Origin of the sequence: Solibacillus kalamii, assembly GCF_002174535.1 — a bacterium.
Classification (GTDB): Bacteria; Bacillota; Bacilli; order Bacillales_A; family Planococcaceae; genus Solibacillus; species Solibacillus silvestris.
In genome coordinates this window covers 45190-61604 of record NZ_NHNT01000008.1, presented here as the reverse complement: position 1 = coordinate 61604, position 16415 = coordinate 45190, and the positions used below count along the sequence as shown (strand labels likewise).

General features: G+C 34.1%; 24 protein-coding genes. 12 read left to right on the top strand and 12 right to left on the bottom strand.

The features are described 5' to 3' along the window. Positions 1 to 38: 38 nt before the first annotated feature. From CBM15_RS12255 to CBM15_RS12245, 3 genes are all read right to left on the bottom strand, one after another. Complete coding sequence (locus CBM15_RS12255; RefSeq protein WP_014822884.1) at positions 39 to 242, bottom strand: hypothetical protein; 204 nt, start codon at positions 240 to 242, stop codon at positions 39 to 41. A 256-nt stretch (positions 243 to 498) separates the two neighbouring features. Continuing rightward, positions 499 to 861: a Na-translocating system protein MpsC family protein gene (locus tag CBM15_RS12250; RefSeq protein WP_039966741.1), complete on the bottom strand. Its 363-nt coding sequence runs from the start codon at positions 859 to 861 to the stop codon at positions 499 to 501. 568 nt (positions 862 to 1429) lie between these two features. Continuing rightward, positions 1430 to 2305, bottom strand: a complete 876-nt coding sequence (locus CBM15_RS12245; protein WP_087617748.1) for a hypothetical protein — start codon at positions 2303 to 2305, stop codon at positions 1430 to 1432. A 624-nt stretch (positions 2306 to 2929) separates the two neighbouring features. On the opposite strand from CBM15_RS12245, the gene CBM15_RS12235 reads away from it, so the two are divergent. Continuing rightward, positions 2930 to 3307: a VOC family protein gene (locus tag CBM15_RS12235; protein ID WP_065216827.1), complete on the top strand. Its 378-nt coding sequence runs from the start codon at positions 2930 to 2932 to the stop codon at positions 3305 to 3307. 68 nt (positions 3308 to 3375) lie between these two features. Here the strand turns inward: CBM15_RS12235 and CBM15_RS12230 are convergent, their stop codons facing one another. Then, positions 3376 to 3891, bottom strand: coding sequence for an amino acid oxidase (locus CBM15_RS12230; protein ID WP_087617746.1), 516 nt, complete (start codon positions 3889 to 3891; stop codon positions 3376 to 3378). 201 nt (positions 3892 to 4092) lie between these two features. On the opposite strand from CBM15_RS12230, the gene CBM15_RS12225 reads away from it, so the two are divergent. The 3 genes from CBM15_RS12225 to CBM15_RS12215 all read left to right on the top strand — a co-directional run bounded on the left by CBM15_RS12225 (position 4093) and on the right by CBM15_RS12215 (position 5413). Continuing rightward, positions 4093 to 4476, top strand: coding sequence for a DUF5412 family protein (locus tag CBM15_RS12225; protein WP_087617745.1), 384 nt, complete (start codon positions 4093 to 4095; stop codon positions 4474 to 4476). A 29-nt stretch (positions 4477 to 4505) separates the two neighbouring features. Further along, positions 4506 to 4859: a hypothetical protein gene (locus CBM15_RS12220; RefSeq protein WP_087617744.1), complete on the top strand. Its 354-nt coding sequence runs from the start codon at positions 4506 to 4508 to the stop codon at positions 4857 to 4859. A gap of 71 nt (positions 4860 to 4930) precedes the next feature. Beyond that, positions 4931 to 5413, top strand: coding sequence for a GNAT family N-acetyltransferase (locus CBM15_RS12215; protein ID WP_087617743.1), 483 nt, complete (start codon positions 4931 to 4933; stop codon positions 5411 to 5413). A 146-nt stretch (positions 5414 to 5559) separates the two neighbouring features. Here the strand turns inward: CBM15_RS12215 and CBM15_RS12210 are convergent, their stop codons facing one another. Together CBM15_RS12210 and CBM15_RS19290 are read right to left on the bottom strand one after the other, a co-directional pair. Beyond that, positions 5560 to 6129: a nucleotidyltransferase domain-containing protein gene (locus tag CBM15_RS12210; protein WP_087617742.1), complete on the bottom strand. Its 570-nt coding sequence runs from the start codon at positions 6127 to 6129 to the stop codon at positions 5560 to 5562. Positions 6130 to 6387: 258 nt separating this feature from the next. Further along, positions 6388 to 6528: a hypothetical protein gene (locus tag CBM15_RS19290; RefSeq protein WP_158100209.1), complete on the bottom strand. Its 141-nt coding sequence runs from the start codon at positions 6526 to 6528 to the stop codon at positions 6388 to 6390. Positions 6529 to 6648: 120 nt separating this feature from the next. Here CBM15_RS19290 and CBM15_RS12205 point away from each other — a divergent pair, with 120 nt between their 5' ends. Continuing rightward, positions 6649 to 7062, top strand: coding sequence for a DUF3888 domain-containing protein (locus CBM15_RS12205; protein ID WP_087617741.1), 414 nt, complete (start codon positions 6649 to 6651; stop codon positions 7060 to 7062). Positions 7063 to 7138: 76 nt separating this feature from the next. Here CBM15_RS12205 and CBM15_RS12200 read toward each other — a convergent pair whose 3' ends face one another. Both CBM15_RS12200 and CBM15_RS12195 read right to left on the bottom strand, forming a co-directional pair. Beyond that, positions 7139 to 7582, bottom strand: coding sequence for an NUDIX hydrolase (locus CBM15_RS12200; RefSeq protein WP_087617740.1), 444 nt, complete (start codon positions 7580 to 7582; stop codon positions 7139 to 7141). Positions 7583 to 7661: 79 nt separating this feature from the next. Continuing rightward, complete coding sequence (locus tag CBM15_RS12195; RefSeq protein WP_087617739.1) at positions 7662 to 8057, bottom strand: NUDIX hydrolase; 396 nt, start codon at positions 8055 to 8057, stop codon at positions 7662 to 7664. A gap of 321 nt (positions 8058 to 8378) precedes the next feature. Here CBM15_RS12195 and CBM15_RS12190 point away from each other — a divergent pair, with 321 nt between their 5' ends. Next, on the top strand, positions 8379 to 8813 hold the full coding sequence (locus tag CBM15_RS12190) for an NUDIX domain-containing protein (RefSeq protein WP_087617738.1): 435 nt from the start codon (positions 8379 to 8381) through the stop codon (positions 8811 to 8813). 66 nt (positions 8814 to 8879) lie between these two features. Here CBM15_RS12190 and CBM15_RS12185 read toward each other — a convergent pair whose 3' ends face one another. The 3 genes from CBM15_RS12185 to CBM15_RS12175 all read right to left on the bottom strand — a co-directional run bounded on the left by CBM15_RS12185 (position 8880) and on the right by CBM15_RS12175 (position 11435). Then, positions 8880 to 9230, bottom strand: a complete 351-nt coding sequence (locus CBM15_RS12185) for a hypothetical protein (protein WP_087617737.1) — start codon at positions 9228 to 9230, stop codon at positions 8880 to 8882. Positions 9231 to 9406: 176 nt separating this feature from the next. After that, positions 9407 to 10594 carry a SpoIIE family protein phosphatase gene (locus CBM15_RS12180; RefSeq protein ID WP_087617736.1) on the bottom strand — a complete coding sequence of 396 codons (1188 nt, stop codon included), beginning with the start codon at positions 10592 to 10594 and terminating at the stop codon, positions 9407 to 9409. Next, positions 10587 to 11435 carry an alpha/beta fold hydrolase gene (locus CBM15_RS12175; RefSeq protein WP_087617735.1) on the bottom strand — a complete coding sequence of 283 codons (849 nt, stop codon included), beginning with the start codon at positions 11433 to 11435 and terminating at the stop codon, positions 10587 to 10589. The genes CBM15_RS12180 and CBM15_RS12175 overlap by 8 nt, the downstream gene beginning before the upstream one ends. Before the next feature lie 317 nt (positions 11436 to 11752). Between CBM15_RS12175 and CBM15_RS12170 the strand changes: the two genes are divergently transcribed. The 6 genes from CBM15_RS12170 (at position 11753) to CBM15_RS12145 (ending at position 15927) form a co-directional block, all read left to right on the top strand. Continuing rightward, positions 11753 to 12154 carry an MFS transporter permease gene (locus tag CBM15_RS12170; RefSeq protein WP_087617734.1) on the top strand — a complete coding sequence of 134 codons (402 nt, stop codon included), beginning with the start codon at positions 11753 to 11755 and terminating at the stop codon, positions 12152 to 12154. Positions 12155 to 12327: 173 nt separating this feature from the next. After that, positions 12328 to 13902 (top strand): histidine kinase N-terminal 7TM domain-containing diguanylate cyclase, encoded by a 1575-nt coding sequence (locus CBM15_RS12165; protein ID WP_087617733.1) that lies wholly within the window; start codon positions 12328 to 12330, stop codon positions 13900 to 13902. Between the two features lie 146 nt (positions 13903 to 14048). Then, positions 14049 to 14282: a hypothetical protein gene (locus CBM15_RS12160; protein WP_087617732.1), complete on the top strand. Its 234-nt coding sequence runs from the start codon at positions 14049 to 14051 to the stop codon at positions 14280 to 14282. A gap of 24 nt (positions 14283 to 14306) precedes the next feature. After that, a complete protein-coding gene (locus CBM15_RS12155) occupies positions 14307 to 14615 on the top strand; it encodes a hypothetical protein (RefSeq protein WP_087617731.1) in 309 nt (102 codons plus the stop codon). Between the two features lie 16 nt (positions 14616 to 14631). Continuing rightward, on the top strand, positions 14632 to 14976 hold the full coding sequence (locus CBM15_RS12150) for a 4-aminobutyrate aminotransferase (RefSeq protein WP_087617730.1): 345 nt from the start codon (positions 14632 to 14634) through the stop codon (positions 14974 to 14976). 27 nt (positions 14977 to 15003) lie between these two features. Then, positions 15004 to 15927 (top strand): MBL fold metallo-hydrolase, encoded by a 924-nt coding sequence (locus CBM15_RS12145; RefSeq protein ID WP_087617729.1) that lies wholly within the window; start codon positions 15004 to 15006, stop codon positions 15925 to 15927. A 309-nt stretch (positions 15928 to 16236) separates the two neighbouring features. On the opposite strand, the gene CBM15_RS12135 is transcribed toward CBM15_RS12145, so the two are convergent. Continuing rightward, complete coding sequence (locus CBM15_RS12135) at positions 16237 to 16404, bottom strand: serine protease (protein ID WP_065216839.1); 168 nt, start codon at positions 16402 to 16404, stop codon at positions 16237 to 16239. Between the last annotated feature and the right edge of the window lie 11 nt (positions 16405 to 16415).

The window sequence follows — 16415 nt, the reverse complement described above, 5'->3', positions numbered from 1 at the left end:
CAATAATAGCGCTCGATGGTTGAAGAAGAAAGAAAAACTTATTCTGTTGTTTTTTTCAAATCATCAGCAAATTTAGAGGATAGATAATTTAATACTTCCTTAATTTCACGATTTTTCTCTATTATTTCCTTGTTTTTAGCTATCGTTTCCTTTATTTTTAGATGGATTTCATTATCGTAAAGTTCAGGATGGTTTTTTAGTCTTGTATCTAAGTGAGGTACTGATGTCTTACTCTTATCCATATCAAATTAATCCTCCTTTATCCTCTATTATACTGAGGGATATAAATCTTTTCTTTCCCTAAGAAGACTGTTAATTTTAGATTTGAAGTATTGGGTATTTGACTAAAATAACAGTAGTTCGCGTACTAGCAGTTAGAGTTTCTCTGCCCTCGGACCATCGAAACACTCCACTTGGTAATTCCTTGCCCCACTTAATTCATCACTACGTTAACTCCTTGAGACGTTTCTAAAGAAATGACTACATGCAATTGTTAGATCATAATTTACTTTGCAAATCCTCTGAAAGCTTAAAGATCATAATGCGTTCCCCAGTTATGGTACTCAAATCACTATAAAAGCTCACCACTTCTATACCTGTTATGGTTAGTATTGCTTCTTTTATTCCTTCTACACCCGATTCCACCAAGCTATTTCGCATTTTTTTGACAGATAATAGGCCCTCTTTATCTTGGCATACTGCATATTCAGCAGGTGTTAAGACACCTCCTAACACAACAACCACCATATCTCGCAAGATATCTGACTTAACCGATACTGAACCGCGCCCAAGGTAACTTTTCTCCCAATGAGTTAACACTTTACTGATTTCGGCTTCAAGAGCACCTTTTGTTTTATCCATAATGACTTCTATCCCTTCCATTCCACAATTAATCGTTATACATTTATTTTATAGTCTTTGTTACCTCTAGTTTAACTATAAGCCAAAATCATATTTCCTCCTAAATGGCACATATAAGTTTCCTATACCATTTCTAACAAGTCCATAGCTTTCATTACTAAAAAATAAAAAAACCGACAATCAAAAAATAATGGTCTCAAATATCAAACCATTTACTTTTAAAATTGTCGGTTTACTTTTAACTAACCTGATTTAGGTTTTTTAAAATGTCTACCTATTATTTACAATTGTTGTTCTTTTTTCCCTTTTGGATTAATAATCAATGTCCAAAATATTGACTATCAAACTAAGGTAATGAACGGATAAAACTCTATTTATAATATATAATATATAGTTAACTCTCTGTCAAGGTTAAGATAATTAAATTTATATTCATAAACAAGAATAAGCGCTCAAGTGAAGACCATTTATTTTATTTAATTAAGATATAAAGAAAGTTAGAAGATAATATCTTAAGAGAAAATTAGCGTGCTTAGATAAGTACTATTATCAATTTATTTCCATCACTTTAATTAAATTGTCTATATTTTACAGATGTAAGATGTTCCCACTCTTTATAAAGTTCCTCTTGCGAAAGTATCTTCCAAGGATTAAACATTGTTTGCCCATGTTTATTGAAATATAAGCCTTCCCCAATATAATAAGCAGCATGTTGAATGATTTCATTTTCATCTTTCCAAACTACAATATCCCCTTGATGTAGTAATTCACCTAGGAACTCCTCATAGTGATACTGTTTTAACTTTTCAAGAAATGTTTTTTGATGTATCCACTCATAAATAAACCATTCTTGTTTCCCTTTTGAAACAGCAAATAAAACTGTTGCTAAACAATTTGCACCTTGGTGATGACCAAATGTATTGGCAAAAGGTTTTAGAAAACTAGGTAAGGACATAGGTGATTCCTCACATTCTCCCTTATCCCACCATTCATAAACCATTGTTGTAAGTAACTGTTCTTTAGACGACTCACCAAGCTTCTCCCACATGGAACGCTGAATGACCACGTGTCCATTCACCACATAATCTGAAGGGATTTTTTCAATCTCTTGTATAAATGAGACAGGTAGTACTAGCCCTCTTTCACTTTGCACTTGTGAATTTAAAATAAATTGTTTAATCTCTACAGATATGCTTTCAATCCAATCTTTTTCAGCAATGATTACGTAATGAGCATTCTTTATATTCCAGTATTCATAACTATTTACAAAATTTAATTGTCCATATGTACTGTGATTATAAAACTCGTCTATTGGCATTAATAACACATCTTTAAAGTCAATTTCATTATTAAGATGTTCTTTCGATAGGAAAAACAAGTCTTTTTCTGGTGCATAACTATCCATCCAAGATAATAACACTTTTTTTGTCGGTTTTATTTTCATATGCATTCTCCAAGTTATATTTGACTGTAGTATAATACTTTACAAATTTTAACATAGTACTTATTTTTTTAATATTTTTATTCAACAATATGGCCCGTCTGTTGTATACGGGTGGGGTCAGGTTTATAAATTTATAATGTTAAGCAAATAGATGCTCCTAAATACGATTTTGGAATCAGGTTTGAAAGGTTACAAAAAGACGGAATATAATTTGTTATAATTTATAATAAATACAAAATAAGGGGGTAGTAGCTATGGAGACATTAGTTCCTTTATCATTAATAGGTATTCCACTTTTCTCGATAATCCTTTGCATCAGCATTATTAACTTGCTAAAAATTATAATCCATACTCCAGAACAATCTGTGAAAAAACATACTTTTTTAATTAGTATCAGCGTTGCGTACATATTATTTTCATTTTTGTGTATATTAATCGCCATTGCCGATTCAATTTTGTGGGCATCTCTATAAACGTCCCTAAATGCCGCTTTGGGAACTATCTGTACATAAGCATCAGTTTATTAAAAAAAGGAAATGTACATTTTGAATAGAATAGATAGGAAAGTAGTTATTTCTATTAGCATTATCAATCAATAATTCAACGTTGAATGGAGGAATAATAATGGAATCTAGTATAATTCAAAGAATTGGACAAATAGCAGTCCCAATAAAAAATGTGGAAAGAGCAATTGAATTTTATAAAGAAGTACTTGAGTTGCCACTTCTTTTCAATACAGAAAATATGGCATTTTTTGATTGTAACGGGCAACGACTTCTTCTTTCACTACCTGAAAAGGATGAATTTGCAAATTCAAGTTCAGTTATCTATTTTCAGGTAGAAGATATAAAAAAGTCAGTTGAAAAATTGATTGAAAAGGGGGTTTCCTTTATCGACCAACCTCATGTCGTTGCAAAAATGGGAAATACAGAAACATGGATGACATTCTTTAAAGATACTGAGGGAAATACACATGCTTTAATGTGTGAAGTACAAATTTAATTCGTAATAAATTCAGAGCCAATTTGCAGGATTAGATGTTAACCTGTTTTCTAAATGATATTTGTAAATTATAACATTTCAACCTTTTCAAAAATCTCTTTATAAAGAACATCTAACTCTTTTTTATCGTTTAAATAGAAATACCAAGCATCCTCTCTGTTAGCATTTATATCGGAAAGATATATTGTCGTATGAGAACCGTTTTTTAAAGCTTCCCATCGAGCTGATTCGTATGTAAGCCCACTATTTGTAAATGGAAGATTCCTCTTTTCAGAATCAAAAAAGATAAAGGGGATTTTCGTGCTAGTATACACTTCGACAAAGCGATCATTTGAAGCTTCTTCAAACATCAATGGTGTAATCATAATTGCATCATAATTTGTTGAAATCTGTACCGTATCTTCGCTAAGTTCATTTAACGAAATTGATTCAAAATGAATTTTTTCATTATTTAGTTCTGGCAGATCCCCAATTACAGCGATTTTTAAAGGTTCTCCATCATATTTAACTTCCTCTTTTGAACATGCGCTTAGATTTAGTAAGAATAGAATAGACATAATACTTAAAATCATATGTAATTTCATCATAACGCCCCCAATAATTTATGTAATAATATTACCATTTAAGGGTGATTTTATGTAGCTGCTATTTGAATCGAGTTTGTGAAGGTGATTATTATTTAATAATGAAAGATAAACGCCTTAGATATATTACAGAATGAGGCTTTGCGGAGAGGTTACTTCAACTAACGGACAGTTTACCAAATGAGTGGAGGGAGATGACAAATGAAAAAGGGGATTATTGTATTCATTTTACTATTTATTATTGGGATCCCTATTTATATCATCTATGATTTTATCGAGGTGGAGTTAGATGAATTACCGAAAGGAGAACTTTTATCTGAGCATTCATCTCCAAATCATGATTACATAGCTAAAGCGTATTTGATTGATGAGGGGGGAGCAACGGTAAGAGCTGCGATAAGAGTAGAAATTGATTTTGGAAATGACTTAAAAACGATTTATTGGAATTATGATGAAAGTACAGTAAATATTAAATGGTTGGATCACGAAACAATCGAAATAAATAACCATAAATTAAACATCTTTAACGATAATTATCATTGGAAAAAAGACCCTGACTGGGAAGAAAACAGGGGTAAGCATTAGAAATTTGTTTAAGTAAAGGGGTATTATTGTTGAGATGTTCAGATCATGACGATTCCTCATTAAATGCGGAAAAAGAAGATTTTGAAAATGTATATTACGAATCAGGGCGATATAAAATTTCACTTCAAGATAATATATTAATGATAATAGGTACGTATGACCCGTTAGATAAAAATTATGTTTTTGACAATATCCTATTCTCTGAAGGAGCCAAATCTGGTGACCATATCGAAAAGGAATATAAAAATGTCATAGTAAAAACTAAAGGGGATACTTACTACATTACAGCAGACGATTTAGAATTAACGTTTGAAAAATTCGCTGCACATATTATTACAGATGAAGATGGAAATGAATTTATTAAAAAGGAAATTGTACATTAATTAGGTTAAATAATAGTTCAATATTATACAAAACGAATTTAAGTAATGTAGGGAAGAAGGGGGTGTTTAACTTGAATATAGAAGAAATAAATAAGGAAAATAAAGGGGAAGTGATTTCGTTTTTTAAGGAACATTGGGGAAGTTCTGAGATGGTTATTTCATCAGGTATCTATCAGTGTGAAAACCTAGATGGTTTTATTTACGAAGAAAATAATCAGATTATTGGTTTGGTTACATATGTTATCAAAAGAGATGAGATTGAAATCATTTCGCTGGATAGTATTCAAGAGGGGAAAGGGATTGGAACAGCCCTAATTGAAAAAATTGAAAATTTAGCAAAGCAAAAACAAATAAAAATAGTACGTTTAGTTACTACAAATGATAATTTAAATGCTTTAAGATTTTATCAAAAAAGAGGGTACAGAATTACCTCTATTATCCCTAATGCTGTAAATGAAGCTCGAAAAATAAAACCATCAATCCCTTTAATAGGTACTGATGGAATCCCTCTTAATGATGAATTAGAATTGATTAAAATAATATCGGTAATTTAACTCCGTATAACTCATTTTTTAGCAAAGGAAGATACAACTCAAATCAAATAACATTCCTAAAAAAGTTACAGGCATAAGAAAAATCGATAAACGTTGTTGCAGCAACGTTTATCGATTTTTTATTGGAAGCTGTTTATACAGCATTTTTATGCAAGTTGCTGAATCCATTTATGGTCGGGTTCATGAAGTTCAAGTGCAGATTTGAGCCATTGTCTCTTCATATTATCAAGATGGTCTTTTACTGTAATAAAATCTTGATGGTCTTTTTCTCTTGTATTCTTCGCCTTATATAAAAGGACTATTTCTGGATTTAGATAGGGAATCCCCGTTTCAGAATAACTCCACACTGAATTTAATGGTGATGAAATCCTCAAATCTCTTCTGAATGTCCAAACATTATCTTTCACTTCATTTAGAAGAACTTCAATTTTATCTCCATTTAACTTATTGGAAGCATGTATTTCGTGAATAGGTAGCTCTAAAAATTCATTTTCCCACTTAAGGAATTCACTTTTAATTACTTTCTTAAAATCCCATTCTTTTAGGTACGCTTTTAAATCTATTTGATCTTTTCGAAATATAGCAATCTCTATATCTTTGTGTTCTCTTGTTTCTTTCCCCATAAAAAGATCAATCGCCCACCCACCAGCAATGAACCATGTTTTATTAAATTTTCCCATTAGAGAAGTAACATTTTGGCATTGTTCAAATGACATATAAATCCCCCAAATTTAAAATTACTCACGTTTAATAAGAGCCCTATATGCAGCTCAATAATATTTAATCAGCTTTGCCTATTCAAGGAAAGCGCCAGATTGTTGAATATCATTCATATAATCTATCGGTTAGTAGCTCTTTAAAAAGCTTCCGTTCGTTTTTATCCCTTAGCAATTTCCTAACCATTTTTCTCGATGAAAAATATTGCCTGATTTCTTTATCTTCTTTTATTAAATTGAGTATAGATGGATTATTAATTATAAATTCTTGGAACCAATATTTTTCTGAACTAAATTTATATTACCTTCAATTTTTCTCTCCTTGGAAAGAGTGAGGTACTTTATATAAGCAAAAGTATCTTTTATTGTTTCCCAAATTGTTTCTTTATTTGTCTTCACCTATTTCTCTCCTCTATATTTAATATAAGTTGCAGATCTGATAATGAATAACCACATACTTTATTCGTAAAAGGTGATAATACAATATATAGGTAAAGTCTAAAGAGGTGAATTGAAAGAATGAAAAAGCTATTTTTAGTTTTTATACTATTTCTAACTCTTATTACTTCTCAATCAGCAACAGTTTCATCAGATGATCCAACAGAAGACTCTAATGAACTTCAATTACAGGATATGCTAATGCTAATGCTTACTCCCTATATTGAAAAAGATTTGACTGACTATTATTATCCGAAGATTTTAACGGATGTTTCACCTCATGTTACACCTTGGAAAATTGAAGTGGTAGAAACAAAAAGAGTTAATGACTTTCGTGGCTTCCAATTGCAAATTACGTTTGAAATAGAACCTACCGATGGAGGGCAATGGATTCCAGTAGGGAAGGACCGAATGACATATGAAATTTCTTCTGGGCCTGAAGTTAGATTGATAAATCACACACACTTAAAAACTTATAAATATCCTCCAAAATGAAACCCTTATCAAGGCGTCGTTTGTAACCTTCATAAAAGCATGTTCTTCAACAATCTGGTCCTACAACCGTACAATATTACTTTATGTATCCAATCTTTTCTAAAATCTTTTGGGTAGTATAATTTAATTCTGGTAAAGAATCTAATGGGAAGTAAGCCAGTTCCAAACTTTCTTCGTCTTTTTTTATATTTCCGGTTATCTTGCTAGCCTTAAAGATTACAGTGGCATTGTAGATCTCATCCCCATGAGGAAATTTATAATAAAACTCCTTACCAGAAGCTACTCCTAAAATTTCTAAATGATTTGTAATAAGCCCCGTTTCTTCATACAATTCTTTTTTAGCTGTCTCTTCAAAACTATCGCCCAACTCCATCCCGCCCCCTGGAATTCCCCAATTTTTTGTGTCTGAACGTAATTGTAGTAATAATTCATTCTCCTTACTCATCACAATTATTGCTGAACCAGGAGCGATAATTGGCCTTGTTCCGATAATACTTCTAAGTGATTTAATATAGTTCATCATTTTCTCCTTTTGATTAGAATCTACTCTTCCTTCTACAATTCTTAATAAAGAAAAGAGCTCAATTGATGAAGATTTTTTAAGATGATAATAGTTGTTCAATAACTTCTTGATCTTCAGGGTATGTATAAATTAATTTTGAAATTTCATTACGATTCATCCATGAAATTTCTTCAATTTCTTCGTCTGGGTCTTTATATTGAATATCACCACCAGTTATTTCACATAAAAAATATTGTGTTGTTACTTTATATTCTTTAACAATTGTCTTTTTTGTATGTAACTCTTTAACTATCTTAACTTCATAACCAGTTTCTTCTGCAACTTCACGTATGCAAGCTTCCTCTACGGTTTCGCCATCTTCTACTCCCCCTGAAGGTATGCTCCAACTATTAGAATCTATTGTACGTATCATTAATACACGGTTGTCTTTAATTATAATAGCTGAGGCACCATTCCAAAGCTTGTATTTCATAATCTCAACCTCCTATATTCTGTTATTTATTATTGATTATAACACTATTTTTTTAACAAACATCGTCAAACGATAAACCAGAAAAGTACTCAATAATATGATACTAAAACTGAAAAAAACGCAATTCTTTTTCAAGAGTCACGCCCGATTGGCTGCACAAGGGTAGCATTAGATTTATACACTGACCATGTTAAGAAAAAATAGAAGTAACCCCAAAAAAGATTTTGGAATCAGATGTATTATGAAATGGTACCAAACGATTCTTTGGTAATGAATTTAATGTTATAATATTTACCTTAAATTCCAAATTGGAGGGTATCTATGAAAAGTTTTGGGAAGCGTAATTATGATTTGAATTATTCGAAAAGAACTGGAGCATATGCAGTTATTCAAAATGATCTTCGACAATTTTTATGTGTAGAAGATATTGACGGAAATTTATTTTTGGTTGGGGGAGGCGTAGAAGAAAAAGAATCTCCTGAAATTGCATTATTAAGAGAAAGTATTGAAGAAACAGGTCATGCAATCCAAATCGTTGAAGTTATAGGTAAAGCTGAAAGACATTGGGTTTCTGAAAAATATCCTAAAGATTCTCAACATAATATTGGAATACTTTACGTTTGTGAGCTGCTAGAAAAGGTAGCTGAACCGATTGAAAAAGAAACAATGCGTTGGGTCGAGTTCAATTATTTAGAAAAGCATCTTTTCCATGAACATCATTTATACTTAATAATACAGTATTTAAATATTGCCTAATTCATATAAAACTTTCGTAAAACGTTCCCCAATGCCCTTGAATCACATTGTACTTCTAAGCTTTTATTACTTGTTTTCGAATACCGTTATTTCTTTAGCTTTGAATGTTAGCCTTTCAGAAACAGCGCTTAATGTTATGGGCTCTTCCATATATACTGAAACCTCATTATTTTCAGCTAATTCCTCAAATGTTAATGCATCGCCAGCTTGAGTTTTAATCATCGTTTCGTCGGTTATTTTAATAGCACAAGAATAACCGATATCATCTTTGCTCTTATCCAATTTTCTAACTAAATCTGAACATCCAATATTGATGTGATCTGCTTCAATAGATTTTATTTCACCGTAAATAGAATGTGTTTCATTTGAACAAGCAGTTAACAAAATGACACTTAATATTAAAATGAATTGCTTCATACCTAAGCACCTCCATATGTTTAATATTTCGGATACGTATTGTTATTATCCTTCATTTTGATTGCTGTTTTGGTAAATGCTACATGATGTATTTAGAACGGGGAACGATAGGGGAGATAATTGCAGCTAGTTGGAAAATGAAAAAACAGTGGAAGCCTCTCCCACTGTTTTTTCAATCATAACCCAACCAATATAAAACATTGGTCATCGTTATTGTAATTACTATATATATTTTCCTTGTTTTCGAGTGCACTCTGTATGATCTCTTTTGACTGTGCTAATGGACTGGAGATGGATTCGTTCAATAAATGATTTAAAGTGTTTAACTCAAAAGCTTCTGAAACGCCGTCTGTATACAAAAGAATTCTGGCCCCGCGTTCATAGTTTAACTTTCTCGATTTAAAAAGTATATTTTCAAATGTTCCTAATGGTGGATTGGTTGCACCTAGCTCATGCTGTGCACCATTGTCTTCCTGTAGGATGGCAGGAGGGTGGCCTGCATTAATATATTCAATCGTCTGTGTGCTAATATCGATATTTAAATAGATTGCTGTACAGTAATGCCATGCATCCTGGTTGTTTTGAAATAAATCGTGCAAGTACTGGTCCAGCTCCTGCAATACGCTTTCAGGCGCTGCTTCCCGTGATATTAACTTCTGGAACATCGATTGAAGCGACATCGTAATTAATGCCGATGAAACCCCATGCCCCATAACATCCAATAAAATAATCGCGTATTTTTGTGGCGTTACTTGATAAAATCCAAAAATATCGCCTGATAATGATTTGGAAGCACGGTAATAAGACAGAATCTCAATATTGTCATTAGTAATATCTTTCGTTAATGCGGTTTCCTGAATTTTTTTGGCAATCTGTAAATCACGTTCAGTTTCCCACATGATTTTCGTGTTGATTTGATTGGCCTGCAGTAGATCCTTTTGCTTTCTTTCCAGTTCTAAAAGAGCCTGTTCTTTTTCTAAGTAAGCATCTTCGGTCAATTTTCTGGCATTGATGAGTGCGTCTTCCAATGCACTGCGATTACGGACCGGAAAGATGACACAGGTTAACTGATGATTATCGTGGAAAGATGCATTTAATAATATAGGAATTTCTTCTTTCATTAGGGTTAGTAATGTCAGGAACATTTCCTCTACAGCCTGCTTCACTTTAATCAGTGGCACTAAATAAAGCTGACAAAAAATCTGAGAGGAAGGAGATAACAGCACATTAAAATGTTTTCCTATAAGATGCTCAGATGATTGATAGTGCAGCAAATTTAGCAATGTCTTATTTATATTAAGAATTTCACCTTCTGAAGATAAAGTGATAAATCCGCACGGAGCGTTTTCTATGAGTTCATCCATTTATATATTCCACGCCCTCACCGATAAGGGGCACAGATTGCTCCAATAAGTAATTTTTAATCAAATGAATTGTTTCCTCTGGATCGCTCATATGTGGACAGTGACCGATTGCATTCATATAGGCAATCGTACTGTTTGGCATATTCGCATGTAAGTACTCGCCAACTACCCTTGGCGCAATGACGTCTTCCGAGCATTGTAAAATAAGGGAAGGTACAGTAGCTTTCGTAATATCTTTACGATTATCAGTAAAGAAACAAGCCTTTGCAAAAGTATTGGCAAATAAAGGGTCGGTTGAACAGAAACGATCTTCCAAATCTTTTGCCACACCTGTTTTTGCTGTGTTGTTTAATAATGTAATCGAGAAAGCATTTGCCCAACCGATATAATTTTTTTCCATCAGATCCATTAAATTGAGTAAGTCTTTCTTTTCAAAACCCCCGTAGTATGCAGGAGGCTCATTTATATAACTTGGCGATGGAGCGATCATGATCAGTTGTGAGAAATACTCCGGTTTCGATAACGAAGCCAATAAACCAATCATACTGCTTACTGAGTGACCGACAAAAATAGCTTCTTTTAAATCGAGCGTCTCACAAACATCTAAAAGATCCTGCACATAACCGGACAGTTCACCATATTTAATAAGGTCAAAAGCGGTAATATCTGAATTTCCAAACCCGACATAATCAAATAAAATCACCTGATAATCCTCTTCAAAAGCAGGAAAAACATCATTCCATACCGTTTGGTCGCAACCAAATCCAGCAGCGAATATTATAGGCTTTTTACCTTTACCTCGAATATGTACGTTATTACGTTTAAACGTATTTTGAATCATGAAATAGCACTCCCTTCAAATGGTCACTTATTACATATTGATTTGTATAGGTTTAAACATTTTTATCTAATATTAACTTCCTATTTAACAATCATTCTGTATGAAATTAGGATATAAGTAAAGGAATATGACTATTTTATAGTGTTAATCTAGCAATTTATTTTTTGGAATTTTCTATTAATAATGGAAACAGTGAAAGGGGTAAAATGAAAAATCAACAGATTGTTGAATATTGTGCATTGCTACATCTTTGCTTCCGTCTTACAATTAAAGCACGGAAATGAACAGTATGTTCAATTTTGAGGAGGAAGCAAACAATGAGTAAATTATCAAAACTATTAATGGCAATTGCTAGTATTATATTAATCGGATTTGTGGGGAAAGCATTTATTTTAGATGAAGCGGTGAAAGGATATTTAGTGACATTCTATTTTGTTGGATCGGGATTGGCGTTATTACGTTTATTTATTAATGCGATGATTGGTAAAATGAAAGGGAAGCATATTTTGGTGAAAATCGGATTCTTCGCTGTACTTTTAGGTCTTGGTATACCGTTCCAAAGCTGGTTCCGTACAGAAGTCATTTTCTCCATGAGTAAAGCGTTTATTGTCCCTAGTATTTCAGTGATGGTCGCTAGTGTTGTGTTGATGACAATTGTATATGGCATCATTGGCAAACGTATTCAAGCAGCGCGTATTGAAAAAATGCAATTAAATTAACGCCCATAAAGCTGGGTGCAAATTCAAGTCGTTAAAATACAGGAAAAAATTCCCGTATCTTGGTACGATAGCCCCTAATTCTACACTTATTATATCAATAAAATATCCATTTATTTTTTATAATGTGCTACATTATAAGAGAAAAGTGTTAATTAAGAGAGGGTAAACCAATAATGGGTTCGCAATTGACCATGTATATTACGCTTGTTTGTACGTCAGGCGTATTGAATTTGTACTTATGTCTCTATGCCTTTAGCAAACGTCATAAATATACGAATATCGCAAATTATTTTATTTTCTATACAGCTGCCATTAGCATTTACTGTTTTGCTTCGGCTATGACTTTAATATCAACGACGCTTGAACAAATCAGTTTCTGGAACACCATTCTCTACATCGGGATGCCCACGTCAGCAACATTAGGTTTATTGTATGTTATGAGCTATTTAGGATTTAAGCTGTCGTTTAGAAGAAGCATGCTCATACTTCTTATTCCGTTTATTACAATTATTATGGTAGCGACAAATCACTGGCATCATCTTCATTATCGCGTATTTGAGCTGGACCCGAATTTAGGAGCACCTTTCGTTTACCAGGAAATCGGCATGTGGTATATGGTGCACGGTGTCTACACATTTGCCAGCATGTTTGTCGCCTTTTTACTGTTGCTCTCTCATTGGAAGGAAACGGCGAAGGCATACCGTCCACAATTGATCGCGTTAATGTTTGGTCAGCTAGTTCCAATTTTGACAGCATTTCTTTATTTGAACGGACTCACACCGGCAGGAGTAGATCCTGTACCGATGATTTTATGGCTTTCTTCATTATTATATTTATGGGCGATTAACTCATCTCGGCTGTTTCGGATTATGCCGATTGCGAAAGATACGATCTATAATAGTATCAATGATGGAGCCATCGTACTGGATGAATCATACCGTCTTATCGAGTTCAATCAAGCATCAAAAGCGATGATGCCGAATTTGAACAAATCGATGTTCGGCAATAACTTTGTGAAGTTTTGGAAGGAACAGACTGGGGAGGCCCTGCCATTCAAATTAGTTGCCGATGGAGTCGCCACCCAAGAAATAAAGTTATGTTCTGAAGGGATGGAACGGATTTATCAAGTCCGGATTACTTCATTAGATCAAGCAAGAAATAGAAAAGGGTTGTTGTTAGTTTTTACGGATATTACGGAGGTTAAAAGGCTGCAGGAAAAATTGGAGCAGCAGGCATATAATGATGAGCTGACTAAGATTTATAACCGGCGCGCATTTATACAGCAAAGCGAGCAGGATTTTGAGGCAGCTAGAGAAACAGGTTTGCCATTTACGGTCCTCTTGATGGATATCGATTATTTTAAACGAGTGAATGATACGTATGGGCATCATGTTGGGGACCAACTGCTCGTACATGTCGTGAAGGTTTGCCAAACACAATTGCAGGAAGGGCATTTCTTTGCTCGTTATGGCGGGGAAGAATTCGTCATTGCACTGAAGGGATATAAAGAAGCTGAGGGTATAACATTAGCCGACCGACTTCGGGGTGCCGTTGAGAAGGCACCACTCATGACGGAAGCGGGTAATCTTTCGGCTACGTTAAGTATTGGTGTTGCGGAAGTGAAAGACTGGACAGAAGAGACACTATATCAGCTATTGCATAAAGCAGATACCGCTTTATATGCGGCGAAGGAAGAAGGACGCAACCTCGTGAAAGTGTATGGAACGAGTAAGGAAATACTTAATTGATTTGAGTGAAACCGGCATAGAGAAATTCATGCCGGTTTTTTTATTTGTTGAAGGGCGCGGCGAATTTTATGAGCTGGTTTCCATACTACCTAGTGTTAGGAGAATATGTTAGCATAGTAAAATAATAACTAAATAAGGGAGCGGTTATGGCACAAAAGAATTCAAAGGCGATTTCTATATGTATTAGCTTAATCATAGCTCAAATTATGTGTGCAGGTTTTTTGTTAAAAAATATCCAGCTTATTATTAATCCAACGTCAATCGTTGCTAAGTGGTTAGCGGGGATTTCTTTTATCCTGTTTTCGTTTTTGTTTATCGTCTCGTTATGGGCGACAATCAAACATTTTAAAAGTAAAGACGCGTTGGATCATCATACATAAACAATTTAAAGCAGGGGGATTGTGATGATTGGATATATTCTAACAGGGTTTTTGTTAATCTTTGCGATTAGGAGATTTTATAAATATAGGGCGATTTTTAAACAGCTGTCGAAAAAAGAATGGCTACAATTTGGCGCCGGTTTTTTATTGGCATGGGCTGGAGCTGTTTTCATCATTATAGGTGGTTCCAGCATAACAGATATGGTTGAAATCACATGGTTAAATAACCTTTTGGGAATTGTATTGATATTGATTGGCTTGGCTTTGGCAGTAATCATTATGAGTAAAATCTTGCCGAATAAAATAAAGGAATTTTATTCGGGAGATCAGTGAAACGGGGATAATTAAAATGGATGAAATGATCGGATTTGCAGTAGTTGGAATCATTATTGCATGTTTAATTTATGCTTTAATTAAACAAATTAAAGAGACAAAGCATAGTGGAAACGGCGTTGGCAGTGCGCTGTTCCGTAAACAAATGGCAAGAAAAAATAAAGTGATGACAGCTTCGTTATTTGGAATTCTAGTATTTTACACATTAAATATTGTGAGCATTTTAAATATCGCTTCAACGATTCCAGTTTCAAACAACTTTACTGGCCTCGGGACTTGGGTGAGTTTTTTGGTTTACCTTTATGCAAGGATATTAATGAAACCAAAGCAGGTTGATCATAGTAGAAATTTATATAATTAAGCTTTTAAGAAGTAGGAGAGTGCTGCGATGAGGAAACGCTTTTCCAATTTAGATCAAAATGATCGGCTCGGGACATTTAAAGATGTGCTGAAGTGGCAGCGGTCAAAGCAAAAGAAAGTCGTCGATTATGAAGTACCGCGGTGTGAAGAAAAGCAGATTGCGTTTCTAAAAAATAACCGTACGGAGCAGTCTATTACGTGGATTGGCCACTCAACCTTTTTAGTCCAAAAAGAAGGGCTCAATATTTTAACAGACCCGGTTTGGGCATATTGGATGGGTGTGGCGAAACGGTTAACCGAGCCGGGATTACGGTTAGATGAGCTGCCAGAAATTGATATCGTACTTTTATCGCACGCACATTATGATCACCTGAACATACCGACGCTAAAAAAGCTGAAAAAACGAAATCCCAATCTCCTATTTATCATTCCAGAAGGGCTCGGTTATTTAATGAAGCGTCACAAGCTGCACCATTTTATCGAACTTTCATGGTACGAAAAGCATGAGGCAGGACCGCTTGAAATTCATTTCGTTCCCGCTCAGCATTGGACAAGACGCATGCTTTGGGATACGAATACATCGCATTGGGGCGGATTTGTACTGCAAACGGCGTCAGATGCGCAAAGCATTTATTACGCCGGAGACAGCGGGTATTTTCGGGGATTCAAAGATATTGGCGAACGCTTCAACATACATACAGCGCTAATGCCAATCGGTGCATATGATCCGGAATGGTTTATGCATGCATCCCACGTGACACCGGAAGAAGCAATCCAGGCGTTTTGTGATGTCGGAGCAAAAGTATTCATCCCGATGCATTACGGTGCGTATATGCTGGCAGATGATACACCGAAGGAAGCGATAGACCGGCTGCATTTTCATTGGCAGCATGCGAATTTAGAAAATGAACAATTAAAATCGTTAGCGATCGGGGAGACCTTTCGAATGTAATTGGTGGTTTGTTAAATGCTTTGAAAGATTATCATCAGCGCAGAACAGCAGAATTCAAATTTGTGATTTTCATATTCGGAAAAAGGATTATTGCCATGTTTTGTATGTTGAGGCAGGCAAAACGAAATTGAAAAGGAAGAAATGGCCCTCAATGAAAAGATTGATCCAGTATTTCCAGAAGGAGATGGCACTCCAAAATTCACCCTCTAAACTATCTTTACTTGTTAAAGTTAAAAAACCTTGCCTTAACAAAATAATTAAGGCAAGGTTTTTATGGAATCTCTTATTTCTTATGACACTTTTTATTTACTAATAATATAAAACATTTACTTTATTACACTTGATACATTTTTCATGATATTGATTTCCTTTAAAATGATGATCACAATTTTGCTGGATCTCTTTTAAACTTTTCTCCAAAACAGCAAGGTGAGTTTTGAGCTGATTAATTTCCTCTTCAATTTTTCCGACCTTCATCCTAATGCCCC